Raw genomic sequence first — 26,422 nt, 5'->3', positions numbered from 1 at the left:
GCGGCTTCTGGTTTGCTTTAGGGGATGCCTGCCTTCGGCAGGAACGGAGTGAGGGAACTCTCGGGGCTTTGGAAAAGGAGTGGACGTTTTGGCACATAAGGAACAGATGGTAAGACCCGCAGGGAAGTCTTACGAAACGATGAAGAAGATCCTGAAGAGCCGCTTTATCACAACGGCGCACGTTCTCTTCGGGCGGGGTCTCGACGAGCTGACCGAAGCCGAAATTTACAAGACGATTGCGACGACGGCGAAGCAGTCCATTTCGGACAACTGGATCAAGACGAATCGGCAGTACACGCAGAAGTGCGTCAAGCAGATCTACTATTTTTCCATTGAGTTTCTGCTCGGTCGGCTCCTGCGCTCCAATCTCATCAACCTCGGCATTGAGGAGGCGATGAAGGAGGTTCTGCAGGAGTTCAATTTGAAGCTCTCGGATGCCTACAAGGAAGAGTCGGATGCGGGGCTCGGCAACGGCGGCCTCGGCCGCCTCGCCGCCTGCTTCATCGACTCGCTCGCTGCACACCATTACCCGGGGCATGGCTGCACCATTCGCTATCAGTACGGTCTCTTTGAACAGAAGATCGTCGACGGCAATCAGGTGGAGCTGCCTGACAACTGGCTGCGCGACGGCTTCGTATGGGAGTACCGCAAGCCCGATAAGTCCGTCGATGTGAAGTTCTACGGAAATGCCTACATGCGTGAGGTAGACGGAAAGCTGGAGCTCGTCCATGAGGATCCAATGATTGTCATGGCGGTACCGTACGATGTGCCGATCGTCGGCTACCACGATGCGACGGTGAACACGCTGCGCATGTGGAACGCCGAGGTCAACCGCGACTTCTCCGACTACGTGACATTGACCCAGGAGCAGATCCACCAGCGCAATCAATACCGCGACTTTGTCGAGTCGATCACGCGCTATCTCTACCCCGACGACAGCACGTTCGAGGGGCGGCGGATGCGTCTCATTCAGGAGTATTTCTTCGTTTCGGCAGGCGTGCAGAGCATCGTCCGTCACTACAAGAAAACGGGCATGAGCATCTACGACTTTGGCAAAAAGATCGGCATCCATATCAACGATACGCATCCTGCACTCTGCGTGGCAGAGCTGATGCGTGTGCTGGTCGATGATGAGGAACTGACGTGGGAGGATGCGTGGGCAATTACGCGCGACACCATCGCCTATACGAACCACACGATCATGCCTGAGGCACTTGAGACGTGGAATGTCGATATGTTCCGTCCGCTGCTCCCGCGCATCTACATGATCATCGACGAGATCAACCGCCGTCACCTCGAGGAGGTGCGCCGCCGCTATCCGGGCGACGAGGAGAAGGTACGTGCCCTCTCCATCATCCAGGACGGCGTCGTACACATGGCGCGGCTCTCCATTGTCGGCGGGCACAGTGTCAACGGCGTGGCGAAGATCCACACGGACATCCTCAAGTCGACGACGCTGCATGATTTCTACGAGTACACGCCGCGCAAGTTCAACAACAAGACGAACGGCATCACACATCGCCGCTGGCTGATGGGGGCGAACCCCGAGTTGACGGCTCTGATCGACGAGGTGCTTGGCTCACGTGCATGGCATCGCCACCCGGAGCAGATGGACGGACTGCATCCCTTTGTCGAGGATGCGCATTTCCGCAAGCGTCTGATGGAGATCAAGCATCTGCGCCGCGAGGGGCTGGCACGCTACATCGAGGCGCACAACGGCGTGCATCTGAACCCGGACTCCATGTTTGACATTCAGGTGAAGCGTATCCACTCCTACAAGCGTCAGCTGATGAATATCCTGCACATCATGTACCGCTACCAGCGTGCAAAGCAGGAAAAAAACTATCTCACGCTGCCCGTGACCTACTTCTTCGGAGGAAAGGCAGCACCGGGCTACTATATCGCAAAGGAGACGATTCGTCTCATCAATGCCGTTGCCGATCGCATCAACAAGGATCGTTCGCTCAACGACATGATGAAGGTGATCTTCATCGAGAATTTTGGCGTCTCCATCGGCGAGCTGGTCTATCCGGCGGCGGACGTCAGCGAGCAGATCTCGACGGCGTCGAAGGAGGCCTCGGGTACAGGCAACATGAAGTTCATGATGAATGGTGCCATTACGCTCGGCACACTGGACGGAGCCAACGTTGAGATCCGCGAGGCAGTCGGCGATGAGCACTGCGTCATCTTCGGGCTGCGCGCCGAGGAGGTCATGGACTACTATGCAAACGGGAATTACTCGGCGTGGGATGAGTACAACACCAATGAAAAGGTGCGCAATGTGCTGAATCAGCTCATCGACGGTACCTATGGAGATTTCCGTTCGCTGTATGATTATCTCCTGCACGCGAACGATGAATTCTTTATCTTGAAGGACTTCAATGCGTACGATGAAGCACGCGTTGAGGTGATGAAGCGGTTCCTTGACAAGGAGAGCTGGGCGCGTACGGCGGCGATGAACGTCGCGTACTCCGGCCGCTTCTCGTCTGACCGTACGATTGACGAATACGCACGGGATATCTGGGACATCAAGCCTTTGATCATCTCCTAACAGCGTATTCGGGGGCAAATAGGAGGGGTTTTATGAAGACGTCGGCACTCAGTGAGTTTGATCTTTATCTCTTTCATCAGGGGACGAATTATCACGCACAGGAAATGCTAGGCGCGCACTTCATCGAACGGGACGGCAAACGCGGCGTCCGTTTTACCGTGTGGGCGCCGAATGCAAAGTCCGTCAGTGTTGTCGGCGGATTCAACGACTGGGACGCCAATGCGCAGCCCATGCAGCGGATCAGAGACGGTGAGATCTGGGAGACCTTCGTCGAGGGACTCGGCGAGGGCGAGATCTACAAGTACGCCATCGAGCCGCAGTGGGGCGGACCGCGCATTATGAAGGCAGATCCCTACGGGTTCTATGCGGAGAAAAAACCGCAGACCGCATCCCGCACCTATGACATGAACCACTATGAGTGGAAGGACGCAGCGTGGCAGGAAAAGAAGGCACACGAGTCCTCCTACGAGCGCCCCATGCTCACGTACGAGGTGCACGCGGGCTCGTGGCGGCGCACACTGGACAGTGAGTATCTCTCCTACCGCGATATGGCGGATCAGCTCATCAGCTATGTCAAAGAGATGCACTATACCCACATCGAGTTCATGCCGCTCTGCGAGCACCCTTACGATGGGTCATGGGGGTATCAGGCGACGGGCTACTTCGCTGTGACGAGCCGCTACGGCACGCCTGACGATTTCCGCTACCTCGTCGATACCGCCCATGCGAATGGCATCGGCATCATCATGGACTGGGTGCCGGGGCACTTCTGCAAGGATGAGCAGGGACTGCGCCATTTCGACGGAAAGAATCTCTACGAGTCCGACAATGAGCAGCGCGCGGAAAACTGGGAGTGGGGCACGACCAACTTTGACTACGGGCGCACGGAGGTGCAGAGCTTCCTCATCTCGAACGCGCTGTTCTGGTTCGAGGAGTTCCACATCGACGGCCTGCGCATCGACGCGGTCGCGAATATGCTCTACCTCAACTACGGGCGCAAGGATGGCGAGTGGCAGCCGAACAAATACGGCGACACGGGCAACCTCGAGGCAATGGAGTTCCTGAAGAAACTCAACGAGACAATCTTCAAGTATCATCCGCAGGCACTCATGATCGCCGAGGAGTCCACCTCGTGGCCGCTGATCTCCAAGCCCGTCTACATGGGCGGCATGGGGTTCAACTACAAGTGGAACATGGGCTGGATGAACGATATGCTCGACTACGTGAGCCTCGACCCGATCTACCGTAAGTGGAATCAGGACAAACTCACCTTCTCGCTCATGTACGCATTTTCCGAGAACTTCGTCCTGCCGCTCTCGCATGATGAGGTCGTGCACGGCAAGTGCTCGCTCATCAGCAAAATGCCGGGCGACTACTGGCAGAAATTCGCGGGGCTGCGCGGCTTCTTCGGCTACTGGATGGCACATCCCGGCAAGAAGCTGCTCTTCATGGGCGGTGAGTACGGGCAGTTCATCGAGTGGAACTTCGACGACAGCCTTGACTGGCATCTTGTCGAGCAGTACCCGATGCACACGAAGATGCTCGCATACTCCAAAGCACTGAACAAATTCTACGTCGATAACAAGGAACTCTGGCAGGTCGATTTCGACTGGAACGGTTTCCAGTGGATCGACTGCAACGACAATGAGAACAGCGTCGTCGCCCTTGTGCGGCGCGCCGAGGAGCGCAGCGATTTCCTCGTCTGCGTCCATAACTTTACCCCTGAGGTGCGCCACGGCTACCGCATCGGTGTGCCGACGAAGGGCACCTACGTCGAGGTGTTCAACTCCGATCTGGAGGAGTTTGGTGGGAGCGGCGTTGTCAATGCGGGCGATATCGCCAGCGAGGACTATCCGTTCCACGGGCGCGACCAGTCCATCGTCATCACTGTTCCGCCTCTTGCGACGGTGTTCTATCGTCTGAAGGGGCAGAGCGGGGCAGGAACGCCGATCAGTGAGACGGTCAAGACCGATGTCGTTGCCGAGCGTCGGCGTGCCGGCGGACGTGGCACGGAGACGGTGGACAAGAAAAAGGTGGCCGTGAAGAAGGCCGCGCCGAAAAAAACTGCCGCCAAGAAGGACGCCTCTGAGGCTGAGGCAAAGGCAGCACCGAAGCGGCGCACGGCGACGAAGACCACATCTGCCGCGACGAAGAAGCGCGCGACGAAGAGTGCTGCCTCCGACGCTGCGGCGGAGACCCCGAAGAAACGCACGCCTGCCGCCAAGACGGCAACTGCTGCGGCGGAGACCGCGGCTGCGCCTAAGAAGCGCACCGCAACAAAGCGTACGGCGGCGAAGAAGGATGAGGACGCGGTGCAGACCGTGAAGAAGACCGCATCCGCACGCGGCGTAAAAACGGCGGTGAAGGACACCGAAACGGGCAAGAAGAAAACGGGCATGACCGCCGCTAAAAAGACCGCGCGCAAGACAGTGCAGGATACGGAGTCCGCGCCCAAGAAGGCACGCGCCGCTAAGGTATAACCTGCATACCTCTGCACCGAACACAGGCGGGAATAGAAGAAACGGTCGGATGATTACGGCACCGACCACATGAGAAGGAGGATATTGGGATGAAGGTACTATACGCAGCATCGGAAGCAGTACCCTTTATAAAGACCGGCGGACTCGCTGATGTGGCAGGATCGCTCCCTGCTGCCCTCGTCAAGGCGGGCGTGGACTGCCGCGTCATCCTGCCGAAGTACGGGTCGATCGACCCCGCAATCCGCAGTAAAATGAAGCATATCTATGACGGCACACTCCATGTCGCATGGCGTGAGAAATTTGTCGGCATTGACTCCTACGAGTACGAAGGCGTGACCTACTACTTCGTGGACAACGAGGAGTACTTTAACCGCGAGGGTTATTATGGCTACCCTGACGATGCGGAGCGGTTCTCCTTCTTCAGCCGCGCTGTGCTCAACTGCATTCCCGCATTGGACTTTCAGCCTGACATCATCCACGCCAACGACTGGCACACGGCGCTCATCCCCGTCCTCCTCAAGCTGGAGCATCCGGATGATCCGCGCTATACGAAGATCAAGACGCTCTTTACCATCCACAATCTGCGGTATCAGGGCATCTTCCCGAAAAATGTCATGTCAGATGTGCTCGGGCTTGACTGGAAGTACTTCAACAATGGGGACTTTGAGTTCTACGATGCTGTGAATTTCATGAAAGCAGGGCTCATCTATACCGACTATATCTCAACCGTCAGCAAGACCTACGCCGAGGAGATCCAGTACGAGTACTATGGCGAGCATCTCGACGGACTCCTGCGCCAGCGGAGGAAGGATCTCTTCGGGATTGTCAACGGCATCAACAACACGATCTACGACCCGAAGACGGACAAGGAGATCTACGTCAACTACGACGTGAAGAGCGCCGCCGAGGGCAAGGTCGACAACAAGGTACGCCTGCAGCGAGAGCTCGGACTTACCGAGTCACGCCGCACGCCGCTCGTGGCGATGATCACGCGACTTGTGCCGAACAAGGGCATCGATCTCATCACGCGCATCATCGACGAGATGCTCGAGCACGAGAATATGCAGTTCGTCCTGCTCGGGACGGGCGAACACGACTATGAGGAGTGGTTTAAGGAGCTTGCGTGGCGGCATCCGACGAAGGCATCGGTCAATATTCGCTTCTCGAATCAGCTGGCACAGCGTATCTATGCTGGCTCGAACATCTTCCTTATGCCGTCAACCTTCGAGCCGTGCGGGCTCGGACAGCTCATCGCCATGCGCTATGGCTCGATCCCTGTCGTGCGTGAGACGGGCGGTCTGAAGGACACCGTCGTCCAGTTCGACCGTTCCGACCCTGACAAGGGCAACGGCTTCCTCTTCTACGAGTACAATGCGCATGAGATGATGTACGCGGTGAAACGCGCGCTTGCCGTCTACGAGAACCTGCGTGAGTGGCGTCAGCTCGTCTATACGGCGATGAAGAGCGACTATAGCTGGACGCGTTCGGCAGGGGAGTACAAGCAGCTCTATGAGCGCCTTCAGAAAAAGAAATAACAGATTTTAGCTGATTTGTAAGAGCTTTTCCACAAAACCGCTGGTGAATTCGTTTGAACGATAATGAACGATTCGCCGGTGGTTTCTGTGTATAAACGATAGGAAAGGAGAGGCACTATGCTGGAATCCTATCAGGTAGAACATAATTCGCAGAACATCTACTTCCGCTCCATCGTCGGTGCGGCAGAGGCGGGGAGCCGGATGCGTCTCGGCCTGCAGCTTCGCACGGGTGAGCCGGTGCGGCAGGTGCTCCTGCGGCTTTGGCAGGATCAGGCGGGGGAGCAGCTCGTCACGCTCGTGTCGCATGATGCGAATGCCGCGCAGCGGTTCTACACGGCGTGGATCGAGCTGCCGGATCACGGCTGCCTTCTCTGGTACTACTTCATCATCACGATGGAGAGCGGCACGTATTTCTACGGGAACAACGCGGAGATGCTCGGCGGCGTCGGCGCGCTCTATCACGAGCAGCCGCCCTCCTATCAGGTGACGATCTACAATCGCGGAGCGCACACACCGGACTGGTTCAAGAACAGTGTCATGTATCAGATCTTCCCCGACCGCTTTGCGCGTGCGGGGGATACCATCGTGCGCAAGAAGGGCGCTGTCATCCGTACGGACTGGACGGACGACCCGATGTATCTCAAGGATCCCGACACGAAGGAGATCGTCGCCTATGACTTCTTCGGCGGAAATCTGCGCGGGGTCATGGAGAAACTCGACTACCTCGAAAAACTTGGCATTTCGTGCATCTACTTCAACCCCGTGTTTGAGTCCGAGAGCAATCATCACTACGATACGGGGGACTATCATCGCATCGACCCCATGCTGGGCGATATCGAGGATTTCCGCCGTCTCGTCGCGGCGGCACGCGAGCGCGGCATCCGCATCATTCTCGACGGCGTATTCAGTCACACGGGGAGCAACAGCATCTACTTCAACCGTCGGAAGCAGTATGATTCGATTGGCGCATATCAGTCGAAGGAATCGCCGTACTACTCGTGGTACCATTTCCGCAATTTCCCGAACGAGTATGACTGCTGGTGGAATTTTGACACCCTGCCGAACGTCAACGAGACGGATCCGTCCTACATGGACTTCATCATCACAGGGGAGGACAGCGTCCTCCATCACTGGATGAACGAGGGGATCGCAGGCTGGCGTCTGGACGTCATCGACGAGCTGCCGCCGACCTTCTCCAAGACCTTCTTTGCCGAGCTCAAGAAGCGCAGCCCCGATGCGGTCATGATCGGTGAGGTCTGGGAGGACGCGTCGAACAAGGTCGCCTACGGCACGCCGCGCGAGTATCTCTCGGGTAACGAGATGGACTCGGCGATGAACTACCCGCTGCGCAGTACAATGCTGGACTTCCTGACGGGGGCGGCAGACGGTGCGCTGACGGTGCGGCGCATGGCGAGCCAGATCGAAAACTACCCGAAGGAAAATCTCTACGCCATGATGAACCTCATCAGCAGTCATGACGTGCAGCGTGCCATCACCATCCTCGGTGATGTCCCATACTACGAGGGCATGCCCGCAATCGAGCAGTCGCGCGTGCGCATGACGCTCGATCAGGCGATGCTCGGTATCCGCCGCCTGATCATGGCGACGCTCTGGCAGATGACCTATCCCGGCGTGCCGAGTGTCTACTACGGCGACGAGATCGGGATGCAGGGGTTCAAGGATCCGTTCAATCGCCGCCCCTACGACTGGGAGCATGGCAATCTCGAGATCCGTGACTGGGTAACACGCTTCATTGCTGTGCGCAACGGGAACGATGCACTGCGCACGGGCGACATCCTGCCTCTCTACGGGGCGGGCGACGTCATCGCCTACGCGCGCACGATCCGTTCGGGCTACGACGTGTTCAATGAGGAGAAGGAGCCCGGCATCTTTGTCGTGGCGTTCAACCGCAGCCGGACGGAGACGCTGACCGTCGATCTCGACGTGAGCGACTTTGCCTGCGGTGTGTTTGAGGACGTCTTTAAGCCCTCGCGCACCTACGAGGTCGAGCGCGGACATCTGCGCGTCCGCATCCCACCGCTCTTCGGACTGCTCCTGCGCGAGCGACAGGAGGAGCAGAGATACGAGCGCAAGGCGGGCATCCTCCTGCATCCGACCTCCCTGCCCTCGAAGTACGGTGTGGGCGACTTCGGCAAGGAGGCGTACCGCTTTGTTGACTTCCTTGCAGATGCGGGGCAAAAGGTTTGGCAGATCCTCCCGCTCAGCCCCGTCGGAAGCAGCTACTCCCCCTATCAGTCCATCTCCGCCTTTGCGGGGAACTTTATGCTCATCGACCCCGAGCCACTGGCTGCGCGCGGCTGGCTGAAGGAGAAAGACCTTTTCCTGCCATACGAGGCGAACTCGGGCTTCATCAACTTTGATCGCGTACGCACGTTCAAGAAGGAGATTCTGGAAAAGGCATTCCGCGCCTTCCGCGCACAGGGGGCGGCAGATGCGGATTACCGTGCGTTCTGTGAGAAGGAAGCATACTGGCTTGAGGACTATGCGCTCTTTCACGCGGCGAAGAAGGAGTACGGCGGCGCGGCGTGGACGGAGTGGGATGCAGCGATCAAACGCCGTGACCCTGACGCACTCCGCTCGCTCCGTGAGCGGCAGCGCGATGCGATGGAGCTTGACTACTTCAAGCAGTACGTCTTCCATACACAGTGGAACCGCCTGCACGACTACGCACGCGCGAAGGGAATCGAGATTCTCGGCGATATGCCGATCTTTATCGCGCAGGACAGCGCGGACGTCTGGGCGCATCAGCACCTCTTTGACCTGAACGAGGACGGCACGCCGCACACCGTCGCGGGCGTACCGCCCGACTACTTTGCCGTGAACGGGCAGCTGTGGGGGAACCCGCAGTACAACTGGGACGCCATGGCGGCGGAGAAGTACGCATGGTGGAAACGCCGTTTCCGTAAACTGCGCGAGCAGGTGGACATCATCCGCATCGACCACTTCCGCGGATTCGAGTCCTATTGGTCGGTGGACGGCAAGGCGGAGACCGCGCTTAACGGCACGTGGCTCAAGGGCCCCGGCAAGGCATTCTTCGACGCGATCGAGAGTGACCTCGGCAAACTCAACGTCGTTGCGGAGGATCTCGGCATCATCACGCCCGACGTGGAGCGCCTGCGTGACGACTGCGGCTTCCCCGGGATGCGGATCGTCCAGTTCCTCATTGCAGGGAACAGCTCGGGACGCATCGGCTTCACCGCGCCCGAGAACAGCATCGTCTACACAGGGACGCACGACAACAACACCACCGTCGGCTGGTACAGCCGCGACATCGACGAGGTGCTGCGCGAATCGCTCGCCAACCTCGTGGGGACGACTTCCGACCGCCCGCGGACCATCTGTCAGCGTCTCATCAAGGCGGCGTATGCCTCACGTGCCCGCATGGCGATCATCCCCATGCAGGACATCCTCGGGCTCGACGAGCGCGCACGCATGAACACCCCGGGCACCGTCGGGCTCAACTGGCGCTGGTGTCTCAAGAAGGACTACCTCCTCGAGATCGACCCGCAGAAGCTCAAGGCACTCTGCGTGCGCTATCGGCGGTGAGAATAGGGGACTGTTAGAAACGGATTGACAGGATAAAAGAATTTTAGTAGAATTAAACAGAAAATTACATACGTTTTCCGAGCAAAAATATCCTAAGGGCTTATGCCTATGGTATTGCGCCTGAGCAGATACATGGCTGTGTGTCTGTTCACAGGGCCGTCGCAGAAATGCGGCGACCTTCCCATATTGAAAAGGAGAACGATGAAACAGGATGACTCTGAGTGTGTTCTTGCAGAAACTGTTCTTCGTGCGGTCAGTACGGGGAACAGTCTTTTTTGTGCAGGAATAGGAGAGGTATTCATGAAGCACAGCAGGAAACATTCGACGGTATTTGCAGCAGCGGTCGCGGCAGGATTTGTCTTCCTCCCGCATGCGTATGCAGCGGGTGCGGACTACACGACGGATACGGTCAATGTCGACACAGACGGCGTCGACAAGTATCTCGTGACGACGAACACAATCACGGAGCAGGAGATCAAGGAGCGCGGCTACGCGACCTCTCCGACATCCTCTCGCAGGTACCGGGGCTCTATATGGCACCTGCGGCAAAGGACAGCAAGATGGTGCGAGTTCTGACCAGACAAAGGTCTATATCGACGGCATTCCGGCATTCCCACTCAACGGTATTGTATCGAATGCCGCATCTGATCTCTCGACCATCCCGGCGGACAGCATCGCGAAGGTTGAGATCATCAAAGGACCGGGACCGGTGCAGTACGGCACGGACTACAAGGGCGGCGTCATCCTCGTTACGACGAAGGACGGCAGGGGGCCCGGCAAGTTCCGCGTGAGTGTCGCAGGTGGGTCGAATCACACCTGCGACACGAAGCTCGGCTACAGCGGCAGCGATAAGAACATCAGTTATGCCGTCAATCTGTCAAGGCATTATGCTGCGGGCTATCTGGAGAATCAGACAGATAAGAAACTATATTTTGACGGCAAGATTCGGTTCAAGACGAGCAATAAATCCTCATTGACATTGAACGGCTACTACTCCGATATGGACAGAGAAGTTCCGCAGTCTGTTGACCCCGCGACAGGACGGTATGTTGCGCCACGTGGACCCAGATGGTCGGTGCAGGCAGGAAATAATATAACCCCTAATCATGTAAAGAATAACAATGCGACGGATTGGCACTTTAAGGGGTTCCGTCAATCCAATATTGCCCTGCGGTATGAAAGCAGACCGAATGATATATGGCAGTATGATGTTAAGTATTACCACATGATCGATGAGAACAATCTTTGGGTGCGTAATCTGCTCGCGACGGAGGGCGGTTCTCTTCCGTTCTTTACGCATGGGGCACCGCAGTGGTATCGCAGTGGATGGTTCTTGCGCGGCAACGGCGTCGAGGCGAACGCATCTGTTGCGTATAACAGCAGAAACGTACTGAGTTTTGGTGCGAAGTATATAAAGCTCAGTTGGAATACGGATGAAAACAATACCTCCTACCGCCGTGATGGCAATGATGCACGTAGGAGTTTCTATGTTGAGAATGCATGGAGCCCGAGCAGCAGGACACGCCTGACACTTGGCGTTCGCTATTATGAGGGGGTAAGGCAGGATTATATGGACAATAAATCGACGCCGAAGACATGCTCCTATGCGCATGCGACAGACCCCGTCTTTAACATCACACATGATGCAACGAAACGCGATACGGTTCGTTTCTCGGCAGGGCGCTCGCATGTGTTCGTCGGTTCCAAAGATGCGGCAGGAAATATCCGTAATGGTTATCCCGTTCCAAAGCCGGAGCGCAACAGCAGCTATGAACTTGGCTGGAAGCATAAATTTAGTCCAAAATCTGACCTCGATGTTTCCTATTTCCGTACAGAGGTGAGGGATCGCCTTACTTTTGTGACTTTTGGGAATGACCGTGTCTTAGGAAATGTCGATAAGACCCATATCCGTGGACTGGAACTTGCCTACCGGCAGACATTCAGCCCGAAGTTCTCGGGATTTGCCAACTATTCGTGGATTCGTGCCGAGGATGAGAGCAAGGAGAGGACAACGATTGCTTCGGGACTCCCGACGCAGATGTTCAACTTTGGTGTAACCTACCGCGAGGGAAAGCTGCGCTCGACGCTCCTTGGACGTGCGATGCGTGCACGTCTGGATACGCTCGGCAGACCGACCAGTGCCGGATACTTTGCAGCGGATCTTGATCTGCGCTATGAGCCTATCGCGGATATGGGTGTATTCCTGCGCGTCAATAATCTCTTTGATACGGATTACCAGTATAGCTGGGGAAGCCCTGCCGATGGAACGAACTTCCTGCTTGGCATGGATATGACCTTCTGATTGTTCAATGAAAAACAGAGTTGCCATACGGATAGCGTACGGCAACTCTGTTGTGTTGTTTGGGATCGCTGATCGGTCTGTTTATCGTCCGCCCGAATGCGGCAGAACGTCCGCCATTTTCCCGCAGCATGCGATGTCGGTCTCATAGCCGAAGTGGACGAGGTCGGCAGCGAGTGCGGCATCCGTCACGGTGAACCCCGAAAGCCCGTCTGCTCCGTAGTCAAAGAGGCACGGGTGCATCGGCACGGACGGGCCGACGATGACGGTCACAGCGTTCGCTGAGAGCTCCAACAGGCGCGGCATGGTCTTGTTCGCGAACGTCGCCCCCGTCATAAAGACGTAGTCCTGCTGCGGCAGGAGGAACTCTGCCGCCTCGGCGGGGTAGTCGCCCCACTCAGGCTGCATCTCGAGGATGGAGAGGTCGCAGATGGACTCCCATCTCTTTTGAAAGTTCGGGAAGTGTCCGATGACAGCAACCTTCTTCCCGCGAATCTGCTCCGTATAGAGGGTGAACGCCTCGAGCTTCTTGCGCTCCTCCGGTGTCGCAGCAGATGCATCGTCACCGTGAAACCCCTGCATTGCCGCCACCTTTGACGGCTGATTGTAGTAGGCGTTGATGGCGGCAGCGGCGATGGCCGCCTCCTGCCCCTGCCACGAGCGCACGTATTCGCCCGCCTCGCGTAGGGAGCAGCCGAGAAAGCTCTCCTTGCGCAGGCGCGGGCGGCTGTAGGCGGGGATCGTCATGCAGACGCCGACCAGATCGCCCGCGCGCACGAATGTCCACGGACGGCTGACGGCGTAGTCCTCGATGTAGATATCGTCAGGCAGACCGTTGATGCTCTCATCGTACAGATTCCAATAGTTCAAAAAAATACCTCCATTCGATGTCTCTGTGTTCATAGGATAGCACAGGGATGCGGAGGTTTCAATGCGAAAGGAGATGCTGATGAAGAAAAGAAATATGCTGCTCGCCCTACTGCTCCTGCTCCTCGTCCTGCTCGTCGGCTGCGGACAGGAGGCAAAGGAGGAGAGTGCACCGGATGCAGAGACATACGCGTTCACGGACTCGGCGGGGCGCACGGTGATGATTCCAAAGCAGATCGACCACATCGCCCCGTCGGGCGGGCTCGCGCAGATGGCACTCTTTGCGATAGCCCCTGATAGGCTCGTCGGCGTCTCGGGGCAGTGGAAGGACACCGTCCTCCCCTTCGTAGGAGATCGGTATCGTGACCTGCCCGTCCTCGGCCAATTCTACGGGATGAAGAATTTTAACAAAGAGGCCGTGCTCTCAGTCAATCCGCAGATCATCATCGACGTCGGCGAGAAGAAGTCGACCATCGTTGAGGATATGGATCAGATTCAGGAGTCGCTCGGCATCCCCGTGATCTTTATCGAGGCACGTCTCGACAATACCGATGAGGCGTACCGTACGCTCGGCAAAATCCTCGGCCGCGAGGCAGAGGGGAATGCCATAGCCGACTACTGTCAGAAAACGTATGCACGCAGTGCAGCGCTCGCTGAGAAGATGAAAGACAAGCCCCGCGTGCTCTATCTCGGCGGACCACTCGGGAACATGGCGGTCGCACATGGCTCGTTCCATGCACAGGTTCTCGATCTGCTCGCGGACAATGTTGCTGTTGTCCCCTCACCTGCCGAGGGCGCGATGACGCAGGTGTCGATGGAGCAGGTGCTCACGTGGAATCCCGACGTGCTGATTCTCGGCGTGGAGTCGGAGCCGGATCTTACGATGCTTCCGTGGCGGGAGATGCGCGCTGTTCAGGAAAAACGCATCCTGCGCGTGCCGGCAAAACCCTATGACTGGATGGGGCGGCCGCCCTCGGTCAACCGCTTTATGGGGCTGTCGTGGCTTGCTGCGCGTCTCTATCCGCAGGAGTCCGGCGTCAATCTGCATGAGGAGATGAAGATGTACTATCATCTGTTCTATCACTATGACCTCAGTGATGCCGAGTGCGATGCGTTGCTGGCACAGGATCATGTCGTACCATGAGCCGCATTTCACCGCGGTATAAGCTCACCGTCCTGCTGCTCCTGCTCGTCGCGCTCATCTGCGTGTCCTTCCTCCTTGGGCGTTACACCGTTCGTGCCTCCGATGTGTTCGCGGCGAGCCTCGGCTGGATGGGGCTCGCGCCGACGGTGCACGGCGGTGCTCAGGTCGTGATGGAGCTGCGCCTGCCGCGCATTGTCGGCGCGGTTCTCGTCGGGGCGGCACTCTCCGTCTCGGGGGCGGCATATCAGGTCATGTTTCGCAACCCGATGGTCTCGCCGACCATCCTCGGGGTCTCGGCAGGCGCGGCGTTCGGCGCGGCGATTGCCATTCTGCTGAGCCTGCCCGTCCTTGTCGTACACCTTATGACGTTTGGCGGCGGGCTGCTCGCCGTAGCAATCACCTATGTGGTCGGGGTGAAATTCTGCCGCGGCGGGAACACGACGCTCGCGATCATCCTCTCAGGCATCATCGTGAGTACACTCTTCACATCACTGCTCTCGATGATCAAATACGTCGCCGATCCCTATGACAAACTGCCCGTCATTGTCTACTGGCTGATGGGAAGTCTCGCGTCGATCACACGCGACAATCTCATCCTGCCGCTCCTTCTGATGGCGGCGGCGTTCCTGCCGCTTTATTTCCTGCGCTGGAAGATCAACCTGCTCTCATTCGGCGATGAGGAGGCAAAGTCGCTCGGCATCCCCGTCGAGCGGCTCCGCCTGACGGTGATCATCTGTGCGACGCTCATGACGGCGGCAGCGGTGTCGATCTCGGGGATCATCGGGCTCGTCGGGCTTGTCGTGCCGCATCTCGTGCGGTTTATCGTCGGACCCGATTTCCGCTTTCTCCTGCCGGGCTCGGCGCTGATGGGCGGACTGTTCCTGCTCGTCTCGGATAACCTCGCACGGACGCTGTGGACGATGGAGATCCCGCTCGGGATCCTCACCTCGCTCTTTGGTGTGCCGTTCTTTCTCTATCTGCTGATCAAATACCATCATAGCTGGGACTGAGGAGGGATGCGATGTTGCTCGAACTGAAATCCGTATCCTGCGGCTATGGGGAAAAGTCGATTTTTCAGGACATCTCGTTCTCTGTCGCGCGCGGGGAAACGCTCTGCCTGCTCGGTCCGAACGGTGTCGGCAAGACGACGCTCTTTAAGACCATCCTCGGACTGCTGCCACCGATGGCAGGAGAGATCCTCCTGTCGGGCGAGAACATCTCCGCATGGACGGTGGAGGAGCGTGCGCGGCGCATTGCGTATGTCCCGCAGGTGCATACGCCGCCGTTTCCCTTCACTGTGCACGATGTCGTCGTGATGGGGCGGGCTGCCCACATTGGCAGTCTCGGTATTCCGGGAAAAAAGGATCGCAGGATTGCGGACGATGCGATCGAGATGCTCGGCATCGGGCATCTTGCCCAAAAGATCTACACGAAGATCAGCGGCGGTGAACGCCAGCTCGTCCTCCTCGCGCGTGCTATCGCACAGCAGCCACAGCTCCTGTGCATGGATGAGCCGACAGCGAGTCTCGACTTTGGCAATCAGGTGCTCGTGATGAACCGTATCCGTGCTCTCGGCGCAGCGGGCATCACGGTGATAATGACGACACACGCGCCGAGTCATGCCTTCTACTGTGCCGACCACACGGCGGTCATGGGGCGCGATGGCGTGTTCTTTGTCGGGCGGACGAACGATGTGATTACGGAGGAGCGCCTTGAAAGGCTGTACGGGGTCACGGCAAAGATTGTCGGCTATGAGAACATTCCCGAAACGCGCACCTGTGTCCCGCTCCCGCCCATGGGATCGACAGAGTACGAAGCAGATCGAGGGAATCGTTGACCATACCAGTGATTTTCAGGGGCAGCGGCACGTGACCGATATGGTCTTCGTGCCGCTGCCCTTTCTTTCTTTTTTCTGCATTTTATGGTATCCTAGAGAGGAAGCAATCACTGTTTTCAGGGGAGGAAGAAATCATGGCAGAGTACACGTACACCGTGGAGAAAGTTTGTCCGGTCTGTGGGGAAAAGACGCACGTGACAAAGATGAAGGCACGCCTCATCACGCTCAGCACGGATGAGGATTTCTGCGTTCACTACAAGGACGTCAACCCGTACCTCTATCGTGTCTGGCTGTGCGAGCACTGCGGTTTTGCGGCGGACGAGAAGCATTTTGACCCCGCAGCACTCAGCGCGCGTGACAAGGGAAAGGCAAAGGAACTCCTCGAGGGACGCACGATCAACCTCCCGTACACGGAGGAGCGCACGACAGAGGATGCGATCCGCGCCTACAAGCTCGGGCTCTTCTTCGCCGAAAAGCTGGGCTGGCCGCTGCAGAAGCAGGCGGGCTACCGCATGGGCATGGCGTGGGTCTACCGTGACACGGAGGAGCACGAGAAGGAGGAGGAGTGCCTGCGGCGTGCGGCGGAGCTCTATGAAAAGTCCGTCATGACGGAGCACTATCCGATCAACGGCATGAGCGACAATATGGCAATGTATATCGCGGGTGCGGCGTACTACCGTATCGGCGATTTTGAGAAAGCGACGCAGATGCTCTCGCGCATCATGAGCGATCAGGAGATTCGCAAGTCCGATGCAAAGCTCTTTGAGCGTGCACAGAATCTCTGGATGGATCTGCGTGAGAAAAAAGCTGAGGCAGAGAAGGAAAACTAAATGGCGATTGATATTCCTCCGCAGTGGGTGGAGCAGGTACAGCGCATCGACTGGGGAAGCGTCCGTGCCGCAGTGGCGGACTACGGCCCCGTGCTCACGGTGCTGCGCGATACGTGGGATCGTGAGACGATCAGTGAGATCGCGGACGGGCATCTCTTCGTCCGCGACGCGGTGCTGAACGAGGCGATAGCGCATAACCTCGGTACGGACGGCACGATCCGCTCCGTAGAGCTCACCTCGCATGAGGATGGACATCTCGGCATCGTCTGCACGACCGATAAGAAATACAAGCGGATCGAGCTCTCGGGAACGATCAAGGAGTTTGTCCATACGGGGGAGAAGTCCTATGCAGTCTACCATGTGGACAAGAAGAAACTGCCCAATCACGGACTCGTCTCATGGCTCTTTTCACGGCTGTCGCTGTCGATGGTCGAGCGCATGGTCGGACGGCTCGATGTGTCGGATCGCATCCCCGTGGACATCAAGGGAAACAATGTCACGGTGGACTTTCACGATGTCCTCGCGGCGTCGCGTCTCGGCACGACAGAGTTCCGCGGGCATTCGCTGCTGAGCATGGTGGAGATCGAGGGCGCGACGGTGAAGGAAGGCGGCATCATGTTTGATACACATCTGAACGTGCCCGACGATGTGAAGGATGCGCTGCGCGCAATTTTGAAGGAAAAATCGGCTGCGCTGCAAAGCAGTGCAGGAGAAGGAGACGGACATTGATGAGGCGATTGATTCAGCTGCTCTGTATCGCGATGCTCACCGTATGGATCCAGCCGCAGGCGGACGCAGCAAAGGCGGAGCCCGTGACGGAGAAGATCATCTTCATCCCGCATGACAGCCGCCCGATCTCGAGTACGCAGACGGCGGATGTCGTAACCAAGGCAGGCTACGAGGTCGTCGTTCCGCCGACCGAGCTGCTCGGCAGCCGTGAGGATCTGGGACATCCCGACCAGCTCTGGACATGGGTGCACGAGAATATCGCACAGCCCGGAGTCAAGGCAGCGGTTATCTCCTCGGATGCGATGGTCTACGGCAGCCTCGTCGGCTCGCGCAAGCACAACGAGTCGCGTGCACAGATCCTCGCACGCGCGTCGCGCTTTACGGAGCTGCACCGTGCGAATCCCAAGGTGCCGCTCTACGTCTTTGGCTCGATTATGCGCACGCCGCGTACGGGCGAGGCATCGGGACATGAGGAACCGGAGTACTACCGCCGCTATGGGGCGGACATCTTCCGCTACACCCTCCTGCGTGACAAGGAGGAGGTCGAGGGGCTCTCGCGCCGCGAGCGCAAGGAGTATGAGTTCCTCACGCGCCTCATCCCGAAGGAAGCCCTCACGGACTGGATGGGACGACGCGAGAAGAACTATGCGGTCAACGAGTTCCTCATCAATCTCATGCGCAAGAATGGGACGTTCCACTACCTCGCGCTCGGGCGTGATGATAATGCGCCGTTTTCCCAGACCCATCTTGAGAGCCGGCATCTCGCGGCAGTAGGCGCAGAGCTCGGCAAGACGCGGTTTCAGACGATGGCAGGCATCGACGAGATCGCCCTCCTCATGCTGACGCGCGCAGTGAACGAGCAGCGTCATGAGGTGCCGTTTGTCTTCGTCCGGTACAACTGGGGACGCGGCGCGGACACTGTGCCTGCGTACTCGGATGAGAAGATCGGCATCTCGATCAACGATGCGATTCTCGCCGCCGGTGGGATGAATGTGCGCGCGCCGGAAAAGGCGGATGTCGTCCTCACGGTGAATACGAACCCCGACGGGCGCACCTACGAGGCGAATATGCCCGTCAATGACGGAACGCTGCGCGAGGGGACGGCGTATTTTGCCGATATCGTGTCGGACTATGTGGCACGAGGCTATCCCGTCTCGATTGCCGACGTTGCCTTTGCCAACGGCGCGGACAACGCGCTCATGGCAGAGCTGCAGCGGCGCGGTCTGCTCTACAAGATTCGTGCCTACGCGGGGTGGAACACCCCGACGAACAGCTCGGGCTATGCGCTCAGCGAGGGGATGCTCGTCCGTCACATGAATGCGGACGCCGTCGACCAGCTGCTGACGACGCGCTACCTCGACGACTGGGCGTATCAGGCGAATGTGCGCAATACGATTGCACGGCAGCTCACGTGGCTGCGCGGTGACGGATTCTACGGCAGTCTCGGTTCAAAGATGGATGCCGTCTCCGTGCGCTCCACGCGCATGATGAACCGCTTCATCGAGAACAATCTGCCGCCCATGGCGGAGATGAACAGTGTCGTCGTGACATTCCCGTGGAACCGTATGTTTGAGGCGGACATTCAGCCCGAGCAGCAGGGCTTTGCCCATGATTATTTGGAAGGAAGGAAATAATATGTACGGAAAACGGATGATCGCCTTCTTTTCTGCATCACCTTCGCGGCGCACGGCAACGGTTGCCCATAAGATCGCCGACGTCATCGGCGCAGACCTTTACGAGATCCGCCCGGTCATCCCCTATACCGAGGACGATCTCGACTGGGACGACAAGACGAGCCGCGTCAACGTTGAGATGCACGACCCAGCCTGCCGCCCCCAGATCGAGGGAGAGCTTCCCGATCTCGCGCCGTATGAGACCATCTTCGTCGGGTTCCCGCTCTGGTGGTTCGCTGCGCCGCACATCATCAACACATTTCTCGAAAGCTACGACCTTACGGGGAAAACCATCGTGCCGTTTGCTACCTCGGGCGGCAGCTCCCTCGGACAGACGGTGACGCATCTGCGCCCCTCAGCGCAGGGGGCACTCGTCAAGGAAGGCCGCCGCTTTGAGATGGGCGAGACCCCGATGGCGATCAACTCATGGGTCGCGGCGCTTGGGATCTGACATAGAAAAACACGATTGTCGTCGTTGCACGGCAGTCGTGTTTTTACGTGGCTTCATTAACATGAGGCGATCTTTTGAAGTTGTGCGTATAGTGCCGAGATATCATTTGTGATCGTTTCCCATAGCAAGTCCTTATCTGCGGACTCGTACGCTATTTTCAAGTCGATATGAAAAATTTTCTTTAGACAGCACAGTGCTTTGTACGATACAATAGAGTGTAGGAAGCAAAGAGAGGGGGCGGCGCGATGAATGCGGCGGCACAGGCACAGGCGGCGCGGGAATTTGCCGCGAAGTGGAAGGGGCGGGGCTACGAGAAGGGCGAGAGCCAGAAATTCTGGATGGAGCTCCTCCACAGCGTCTACGGCGTGGAAAACCCTGCCGACCTGCTCGTCTTTGAGCAGCAGGTACAGCTCGACCACACGAGCTTTATCGACGTTATGATCCCTACGACACACGTCATGATCGAGCAGAAAAGCCTCGGAAAGAAACTGACCGACCCGATCCGCCAGAGCGACGGCACCCTCCTCAAACCCATCGAGCAGGCGCGCCGCTATGCGGCGGCACTGCCGTACTCCGCGCGCCCGCGCTGGATCGTCAGCTGCAACTTCGCACAGTTCCTCGTCTACGACATGGAGACGCCGAATGCCGAGCCGCAGGAAATTCTCCTCGCCGACCTCGAGCGCGAGGCATATCGCCTGAACTTCCTCATTGATGCGGGTGATGCGCACATCCAAAAGGAAATGGAGGTCTCCATCCAGGCGGGCGAGCTCGTCGGCAGACTCTACGACGCCCTCGCCAAAGAGTACCGCGACATGAGCGACCCACACAGCCAGAAGAGCCTCAACATCCTCTGTGTCCGTCTCGTCTTTGCCCTCTACGCCGAGGACGCAGGACTCTTCGGCAAGCACGCCATGTTCCATGACTACCTGCGTGACGTGCCGCTCGCGTACTTCCGCCAGACCCTCATCCAGCTCTTTCGCGTGCTCGATACACCGACCGAGAGCCGCGACCCGTACCTCTCGGATGCCCTTGCCGCATTCCCCTACGTCAACGGGGGACTCTTCGCAGAGGAGAACATCGAGATCCCGCAGTTCACACAGGAGATCGTCGATGTCCTCTTGGAGGATGCAAGCGCGGGCTTCGACTGGAGCGCGATCAGCCCGACCATCTTCGGCGCGGTCTTTGAGTCCACACTCAACCCCGCCACACGGCGTGCGGGCGGGATGCACTACACGAGCATCGAGAACATCCACAAGGTCATCGACCCGCTCTTCCTCGATGCTCTGCGCGACGAGCTCGCGGCGGCAAAGGCACTAAAGACCGAGACTGCGCGCCGCAGGGCGCTCCTCGCCTTTCAGGATAAACTGGCGGCGGGGCGGTACTTCGACCCTGCGGCGGGCAGCGGCAACTTCCTCACGGAGACCTACATCTCCCTGCGCCGTCTCGAGAATGAGGTGCTGCATGAGCTCTACGGACAGGAGATCGTCCTCGGGGGCCTCGACAATCCGATCAAGGTGAATATCGGGCAGTTCTACGGCATTGAGATCAACGACTTTGCCGTGACCGTAGCGCGGACGGCGCTCTGGATCGCCGAGAGCCAGATGATGAAGGAGACGGAGAGCATCGTCCACATTGCACTCGACTTCCTTCCCCTGCGGACGTACGACAACATCCACGAGGGGAATGCCCTGCGCATGGACTGGCGCGCGATATTGCCGCCGACGGACGCGGTACGTGTGATGGGGAATCCGCCGTTTGTGGGGAAAAAGGAGCAGTCAAAAGAACAGAAAAAAGATCTGCTTGCTGTTTTTGAAAATAGACGTGGCATAGGAAATCTTGACTATGTTTGTGCTTGGTATCAAAAAGCAGCACGTTACTGTCATGGTACTGCTGTACTTGGTGCGTTTGTTTCTACCAATAGCATTACACAGGGAGAGCAGGCACCCGTTTTATGGAATGTCCTGAGCGAAGACTTGCAGCCAATTTTCGCTTATCCGACTTTTGTTTGGAGTAGTGAAACGCGTGCGTCAGAGCGCGCGCATGTCCATTGTGTTATTATCGGATTTGGGGCGAAATGTTTAGACGTCAAGGAAAAAGCCTTATATCAGAATGGGACAATGCACCCTGTTCAGAATATTAGCCCGTATTTAACGGATGCACCGATGGTCATTATACAAAGCCGTGTTGATAGTATTTGCAGTGGCGCACCTGAAATGATGTATGGCAGTATGCCGATCGACGACGGATATTTCACACTTTCCGACGACGATGTAGCGGCAATTAAAAAAGAACGTGCAGACAACGCTAAGTTTATTCGTCCTTACATAGGAGGGGCAGAACTCATTCGGAACAGCAAAAAATGGTGTCTCTGGTTGATTGGGGCAAGTCCGAAGGAGTTAAAAGCATCTAGACTGATTTGGGAACGCATTGACAGCGTCCGACAGTTTCGTCTGTCTAGTGGACGGGAGCAGACGAAGAAACTAGCAGATAGTCCGACGTTGTTCGGTGAGATTCGGCAACCTGATACGGATATGCTGGTTATCCCAAAAGTGTCGTCAGAACGTCGCCGCTACATCCCTATTGGATTCGTGCATCCGAGTACGATTGTCAGCGGGAGTGCACTCATCATCCCCAATGCTGACTACTATACATTCGGCGTACTAATGTCCAACGTTCACAACGCATGGATGCGGTTGGTAGCAGGGCGTCTTGAAATGCGGTATCAGTATTCCAAGAATATCGTGTATAATAATTTCCCGTGGTGTACGCCGACCGACGAGCAGCGAGCCGCGATTGAGGGAACGGCACAGGGGATACTGGATGCGCGCGCACGCTATCCCGAGAGCAGTCTCGCCGATCTCTATGATGACGTGACGATGCCGCCCGATCTGCGCGAGGCGCACCGCGCAAACGACCGCGCCGTGATGCGCGCATACGGCTTCTCGACGAAGCTCACGGAGTCGGCGTGTGTGGCGGAGCTGATGAAGCGATATGAGGAACTGGTACAGAGAGGAATAGAGGAGAAAAAGTGATTTCATCCAAGATACGATTCCCCGTCATCTTTGTGGGGATCTTTGTCGCCGCGATTCTTGCGGCACTCTACTTTGCGACCTTTGGGCGCATGGCGAAGGCAGACCCTGCCGAGAGCATCCAGCTCTACTGTGATGCTTTTGTACGGCAGGATGAGGAGGCGCAGAAGAAACTCACGTCCTACGGTGCACCGACGGATGCGTTCAACATGAAAGCGGCGTTCGCAAATGCCCTCCAGACGGCGGGAGCAAACCTTTCGCCCGAGGAGGCAGCGGAGATCGGTGATGCCTATATGGAGTCGCTGAAAAACGCATCAGTCGAGACCTCTGTCTCGAGTCAGGGGGAAGGACAGGCGACGGTCGAGGTGACGGTGACGCGGTTCAACATGATGGCGGCACGCGAGAAGGCGACATCTCTCATGCGTTCCCGTATGAAGCTGAACGGAACGCCCGAGGAGCTGCGCAAGACAGCCGTCGATGCGACGGCAGACGCCTATCGGGAACTCCAGCCGATGGGGATGGCGACGTTCTACGTCCCTGTCCGCTACAACGAAAAGACGCGCATCTGGGATCCCGCCGACCCTGTGCAGTTTGGCTTTGACCTGTCGAAGCAGACCATGGGTGTAGAGTAGGCGCCTCATCAGCACACAAAAAACCCCTGCGGGTCATCACTCCCGCCGGGGCTTTCTTGTCGGTTGATGAATGTCGCTCATCGACTTCGTAATTATTCTAACACACATTACAGCAATATGCAACTTCTAGGGAATTATGGATAAGACGAACACTTAGATTTATCCGTGCTTCCCGAATAGTACGTTCTTTCAGGTGGGGAGGAAAATCGAATGGCAGAGACAGATTGGCAGCATACCGATCAGGTAACGGCAGAGGGGAATCCGCGTCGTCCTGAGGGAGATGCGGGGCGTGCGATGCTCGCACGGATGAACGAAAGCCATGCGCATCTCGTGGACTGGGGACTGGGGCATCTCGCCCTGCGCCCTAGGGATACGGTACTCGACATCGGCTGCGGCGGCGGCAATACACTCGCGCGCATGGCAGAGCGCGTGACGGAGGGGCACCTCGTCGGCATCGACTACGCCGAGACCTCGGTGGAGGCGTCGCGCGCCTTCAATGCGGCATTGGTCGAGCGTGGACGGATGGAGATTCTCCATGGCTCGGTTGAGGCACTCCCGTTTGCGGACGGACATTTTGATGCCGTCGTAACGGTGGAGAGCTTTTACTTCTGGCCGTCTTCCGAGGAGAGCCTGCGGGAGGTCGCACGCGTTGTGCGGGAGGGCGGGTCGTTCCTCCTGCTCGCGGAGATCTGCGGGCGGGACGACCTGCCGGAGAGCACGCGTGCCAAGGTCGCGGAGTATCAGCTGACGAACCCGACGCCCGCAGAGTTCGAGCATCTTTTCCGCACAGCGGGATTCCGCGAGGTACAGATTCACCTCAAGGAAGGCGAGTACTGGATCGCAGTCGTGGGCGTGCGGTAAAAGTTTCCTGTCAAAAAGACTGCTTAGGCAGTCTTTTTTGCTAATCGCATTACTTCTGGACGGAGAGGAAATGCGACAGAAGGTGTAACTGGATATTTCACAATACGAAAAGGGCAGATACAATCTGCCTTTTTGTATTGTCAATGTCTTTACGGGGGGGGGGGACAAGTGCTATTATATAATTATGAGAGTAATCTGTGGATAACTTACCAATGGGTAAGAATCAGAGAAAGGATGAAGAATCATGGCAGCACCAAAGATGACCGAGTTTATGTGTACCTACTGCGGAAAGAAGGAGCAAAAGAGTATGCAGGCAGGGCGTCCTCAGCCGGGGAAGTGCCCGCGCAAACCGGGCAATCAGCCACATTCATGGGTGGTGAATCGGACGTACTAGTCTGCATGGATGAGAAATGAGGGAATGTCATGAACGATCAGCCGGTATTTCGCAAGGAACTTGAACAGTACATGGACGCATATTTGCCCATTCTCTATGTCGACACGTTGGAGAATGGGAAAGTGCAGGACATCCTCGCTGAGCTTGCAGCGCAGAAGGGGCGCGGCATTATCAAATGGAGTTTGCACAGCGGCTATGAGGACGCGAGCGCGGGGCTTCGCTATCCGTCTCCTCTGAGTGGTGCCCTCGATACCATACTGACGGAAAAAAACGTTGCACGTAAGATTCTCGTGCTCGAAGATATCGCAGGCGAACTCGAATCACCCGCGATTGTTTCACGTCTGCGCTGTATTGCTGAGCGGATCGCAGGCGGTACGATGGACGATTGTACCGTTGTTCTTCTCTCACCGCTCGGCACGATTCCACGCGCACTTGAGCCGTACATTACCCTTATGAGTCTGGACTACCTAAGCCCAGAGAAGATACGGGAGCACATTCTTCATTTTCTTGAGAGCAACGATATGCCTGCCCCCGTGGAGGAGTTGCTTGATGTTTTTTCGATGCATCTGCGCGGCTTGAGTGAGACGGAGATCGACAACATCCTCTCCCTCGCTGTGAGCGATGATGGACAGCTTGACGCGAGTGACCTGCCGATGGTGCTCCGTCAGAAACAACAGATGATCAAGAAATCTGGCATCCTTGAGATGGTGACGGTGAAGGAGACCGTCGAGGACATCGGCGGTCTTCAGAACCTGAAGGACTGGCTGCGGACAAAGGCACAGATCTTTCGCGACGTGCGCCGCGCGAAGGAGTTCGGCGTGGATATACCAAAGGGCGTACTCATTGCGGGGATGCCGGGCTGCGGTAAGTCCCTCACGGCCAAGGCAGTGGCGAGTATGTTCAAGGTGCCGCTCCTGCGCATGGACATGGGGCGGCTGATGGGAAAATACGTCGGCGAGTCCGAGGCGAATATGCGCCGTGCGCTCCAACTGACGGAGGCAAGCTCACCCTGCGTCCTCTGGATTGACGAACTCGAAAAGGCGTTTGCGGGTGCGGGAGCGCAGGGCGGCAGCTCCGAGGTGACGACGCGCCTCTTCGGCAGCTTTCTCACATGGATGCAGGAAAAGGACAGCCTCGCCTTTGTCGTTGCCACTGCGAACAACATCTCGCATCTGCCGCCCGAGCTGATGCGTAAGGGCCGTTTCGATGAGATCTTCTATGTGGACTTCCCAAATCAGAGCGAGCGTGAAAAGATCATCAGTCTCCACATCGGCAAGCGGCGGAGTGCCGATCTCGCCAAGATCGACGTCGCCGCTCTCGCGCGCAAGATGGACGGGTACTGTGGTGCGGACATCGAGAGTGTCGTGCGCGACGGCATCGAGGCAGCGTTTGTTGCGGGCAAGGATCACGTCACCACCGAGGATCTGCAGGTGGCAATCGGACGCACGCATCCCATCTCCGAGACGATGAAGGATGCCATTGAGGAGATGGACAAGACATACAAGTCCAAGAAATTCACGAACGCATCACGGGAGGTGTAGGG

General features: G+C 57.4%; 19 protein-coding genes, 1 pseudogene and 1 riboswitch. Of the genes and pseudogenes, 19 read left to right on the top strand and 1 reads right to left on the bottom strand.

The genetic code is table 11. The features are described from left to right. Window positions 1-106 precede the first annotated feature (106 nt). From ADJ74_RS01065 to ADJ74_RS01045, 7 genes and pseudogenes are all read left to right on the top strand, one after another. The gene (locus tag ADJ74_RS01065) at window positions 107-2,551 is read left to right on the top strand and encodes a glycogen/starch/alpha-glucan phosphorylase (RefSeq protein ID WP_253271732.1); all 2,445 of its coding nucleotides are present in this window, start codon (window positions 107-109) and stop codon (window positions 2,549-2,551) included. Between the two features lie 32 nt (window positions 2,552-2,583). Next, window positions 2,584-5,031, top strand: a complete 2,448-nt coding sequence (gene glgB / locus ADJ74_RS01060; protein ID WP_050341228.1) for a 1,4-alpha-glucan branching protein GlgB — start codon at window positions 2,584-2,586, stop codon at window positions 5,029-5,031. An 89-nt stretch (window positions 5,032-5,120) separates the two neighbouring features. Continuing rightward, window positions 5,121-6,566 carry a glycogen synthase GlgA gene (gene glgA, locus ADJ74_RS01055; protein WP_050341226.1) on the top strand — a complete coding sequence of 482 codons (1,446 nt, stop codon included), beginning with the start codon at window positions 5,121-5,123 and terminating at the stop codon, window positions 6,564-6,566. A 117-nt stretch (window positions 6,567-6,683) separates the two neighbouring features. After that, complete coding sequence (gene malQ, locus ADJ74_RS01050; RefSeq protein ID WP_050341224.1) at window positions 6,684-10,133, top strand: 4-alpha-glucanotransferase; 3,450 nt, start codon at window positions 6,684-6,686, stop codon at window positions 10,131-10,133. Window positions 10,134-10,196: 63 nt separating this feature from the next. After that, window positions 10,197-10,346, top strand: a riboswitch (molybdenum cofactor riboswitch). Between the two features lie 87 nt (window positions 10,347-10,433). After that, entirely contained in the window at window positions 10,434-10,709 is a 276-nt protein-coding gene (locus ADJ74_RS11420; RefSeq protein ID WP_071844274.1) for a hypothetical protein, read from the top strand. 16 nt (window positions 10,710-10,725) lie between these two features. After that, window positions 10,726-10,815: pseudogene (locus ADJ74_RS11415) on the top strand (hypothetical protein); the annotation flags it as partial. Window positions 10,816-10,842: 27 nt separating this feature from the next. After that, window positions 10,843-12,435 carry a TonB-dependent receptor gene (locus ADJ74_RS01045; protein ID WP_071844273.1) on the top strand — a complete coding sequence of 531 codons (1,593 nt, stop codon included), beginning with the start codon at window positions 10,843-10,845 and terminating at the stop codon, window positions 12,433-12,435. Between the two features lie 81 nt (window positions 12,436-12,516). Here the strand turns inward: ADJ74_RS01045 and ADJ74_RS01040 are convergent, their stop codons facing one another. Then, window positions 12,517-13,302: a Rossmann-like domain-containing protein gene (locus tag ADJ74_RS01040; protein WP_050341222.1), complete on the bottom strand. Its 786-nt coding sequence runs from the start codon at window positions 13,300-13,302 to the stop codon at window positions 12,517-12,519. A 79-nt stretch (window positions 13,303-13,381) separates the two neighbouring features. Between ADJ74_RS01040 and ADJ74_RS01035 the strand changes: the two genes are divergently transcribed. The 12 genes from ADJ74_RS01035 to ADJ74_RS00980 all read left to right on the top strand — a co-directional run bounded on the left by ADJ74_RS01035 (window position 13,382) and on the right by ADJ74_RS00980 (window position 26,420). Further along, window positions 13,382-14,443, top strand: a complete 1,062-nt coding sequence (locus ADJ74_RS01035) for an ABC transporter substrate-binding protein (RefSeq protein WP_253271707.1) — start codon at window positions 13,382-13,384, stop codon at window positions 14,441-14,443. Beyond that, the gene (locus ADJ74_RS01030) at window positions 14,440-15,453 is read left to right on the top strand and encodes an iron ABC transporter permease (RefSeq protein WP_050341219.1); all 1,014 of its coding nucleotides are present in this window, start codon (window positions 14,440-14,442) and stop codon (window positions 15,451-15,453) included. The genes ADJ74_RS01035 and ADJ74_RS01030 overlap by 4 nt, the downstream gene beginning before the upstream one ends. An 11-nt stretch (window positions 15,454-15,464) precedes the next feature. Beyond that, window positions 15,465-16,280, top strand: a complete 816-nt coding sequence (locus ADJ74_RS01025; protein ID WP_050341217.1) for an ABC transporter ATP-binding protein — start codon at window positions 15,465-15,467, stop codon at window positions 16,278-16,280. A gap of 134 nt (window positions 16,281-16,414) precedes the next feature. Beyond that, complete coding sequence (locus tag ADJ74_RS01020; RefSeq protein WP_050341215.1) at window positions 16,415-17,110, top strand: DUF2225 domain-containing protein; 696 nt, start codon at window positions 16,415-16,417, stop codon at window positions 17,108-17,110. Then, window positions 17,111-17,839, top strand: a complete 729-nt coding sequence (locus tag ADJ74_RS01015; RefSeq protein ID WP_050341213.1) for a hypothetical protein — start codon at window positions 17,111-17,113, stop codon at window positions 17,837-17,839. Then, window positions 17,839-19,473: a DUF4127 family protein gene (locus ADJ74_RS01010; RefSeq protein ID WP_050341206.1), complete on the top strand. Its 1,635-nt coding sequence runs from the start codon at window positions 17,839-17,841 to the stop codon at window positions 19,471-19,473. Before ADJ74_RS01015 ends, ADJ74_RS01010 begins: the two co-directional genes overlap by 1 nt. A gap of 1 nt (window position 19,474) precedes the next feature. Then, a complete protein-coding gene (locus tag ADJ74_RS01005; protein WP_009754150.1) occupies window positions 19,475-19,963 on the top strand; it encodes a flavodoxin in 489 nt (162 codons plus the stop codon). 245 nt (window positions 19,964-20,208) lie between these two features. After that, window positions 20,209-22,995 (top strand): DNA methyltransferase, encoded by a 2,787-nt coding sequence (locus ADJ74_RS01000; RefSeq protein ID WP_050341204.1) that lies wholly within the window; start codon window positions 20,209-20,211, stop codon window positions 22,993-22,995. Beyond that, window positions 22,992-23,624, top strand: coding sequence for a hypothetical protein (locus tag ADJ74_RS00995; protein WP_050341203.1), 633 nt, complete (start codon window positions 22,992-22,994; stop codon window positions 23,622-23,624). Before ADJ74_RS01000 ends, ADJ74_RS00995 begins: the two co-directional genes overlap by 4 nt. A 210-nt stretch (window positions 23,625-23,834) precedes the next feature. Next, window positions 23,835-24,485 carry a class I SAM-dependent methyltransferase gene (locus ADJ74_RS00990; protein WP_050341201.1) on the top strand — a complete coding sequence of 217 codons (651 nt, stop codon included), beginning with the start codon at window positions 23,835-23,837 and terminating at the stop codon, window positions 24,483-24,485. Between the two features lie 244 nt (window positions 24,486-24,729). Beyond that, the gene (locus ADJ74_RS11340) at window positions 24,730-24,879 is read left to right on the top strand and encodes a hypothetical protein (RefSeq protein ID WP_172664495.1); all 150 of its coding nucleotides are present in this window, start codon (window positions 24,730-24,732) and stop codon (window positions 24,877-24,879) included. Window positions 24,880-24,908: 29 nt separating this feature from the next. After that, entirely contained in the window at window positions 24,909-26,420 is a 1,512-nt protein-coding gene (locus tag ADJ74_RS00980) for an AAA family ATPase (protein WP_050341199.1), read from the top strand. Window positions 26,421-26,422 lie beyond the last annotated feature (2 nt).

It is taken from the genome of Selenomonas sp. oral taxon 478, assembly GCF_001189555.1.
Lineage (GTDB): Bacteria > Bacillota > Negativicutes > Selenomonadales > Selenomonadaceae > Centipeda > Centipeda felix.
The sequence above is the reverse complement of the archived record's forward strand: the minus strand, read 5'-3'. Positions and strand labels throughout refer to the sequence as shown.

Bases quoted from the DNA above. Each gene is read 5' to 3' on its own strand.
- ADJ74_RS01065 (WP_253271732.1), top strand. From the start codon at position 107: ATGGTAAGACCCGCAGGGAAGTCTTACGAAACGATGAAGAAGATCCTG.
- glgB (WP_050341228.1), top strand. From the start codon at position 2,584: ATGAAGACGTCGGCACTCAGTGAGTTTGATCTTTATCTCTTTCATCAG.
- glgA (WP_050341226.1), top strand. From the start codon at position 5,121: ATGAAGGTACTATACGCAGCATCGGAAGCAGTACCCTTTATAAAGACC.
- malQ (WP_050341224.1), top strand. From the start codon at position 6,684: ATGCTGGAATCCTATCAGGTAGAACATAATTCGCAGAACATCTACTTC.
- ADJ74_RS11420 (WP_071844274.1), top strand. From the start codon at position 10,434: ATGAAGCACAGCAGGAAACATTCGACGGTATTTGCAGCAGCGGTCGCG.
- ADJ74_RS01035 (WP_253271707.1), top strand. From the start codon at position 13,382: ATGAAGAAAAGAAATATGCTGCTCGCCCTACTGCTCCTGCTCCTCGTC.
- ADJ74_RS01030 (WP_050341219.1), top strand. From the start codon at position 14,440: ATGAGCCGCATTTCACCGCGGTATAAGCTCACCGTCCTGCTGCTCCTG.
- ADJ74_RS01025 (WP_050341217.1), top strand. From the start codon at position 15,465: ATGTTGCTCGAACTGAAATCCGTATCCTGCGGCTATGGGGAAAAGTCG.
- ADJ74_RS01020 (WP_050341215.1), top strand. From the start codon at position 16,415: ATGGCAGAGTACACGTACACCGTGGAGAAAGTTTGTCCGGTCTGTGGG.
- ADJ74_RS01015 (WP_050341213.1), top strand. From the start codon at position 17,111: ATGGCGATTGATATTCCTCCGCAGTGGGTGGAGCAGGTACAGCGCATC.
- ADJ74_RS01010 (WP_050341206.1), top strand. From the start codon at position 17,839: ATGAGGCGATTGATTCAGCTGCTCTGTATCGCGATGCTCACCGTATGG.
- ADJ74_RS01005 (WP_009754150.1), top strand. From the start codon at position 19,475: ATGTACGGAAAACGGATGATCGCCTTCTTTTCTGCATCACCTTCGCGG.
- ADJ74_RS01000 (WP_050341204.1), top strand. From the start codon at position 20,209: ATGAATGCGGCGGCACAGGCACAGGCGGCGCGGGAATTTGCCGCGAAG.
- ADJ74_RS00990 (WP_050341201.1), top strand. From the start codon at position 23,835: ATGGCAGAGACAGATTGGCAGCATACCGATCAGGTAACGGCAGAGGGG.
- ADJ74_RS11340 (WP_172664495.1), top strand. From the start codon at position 24,730: ATGGCAGCACCAAAGATGACCGAGTTTATGTGTACCTACTGCGGAAAG.
- ADJ74_RS00980 (WP_050341199.1), top strand. From the start codon at position 24,909: ATGAACGATCAGCCGGTATTTCGCAAGGAACTTGAACAGTACATGGAC.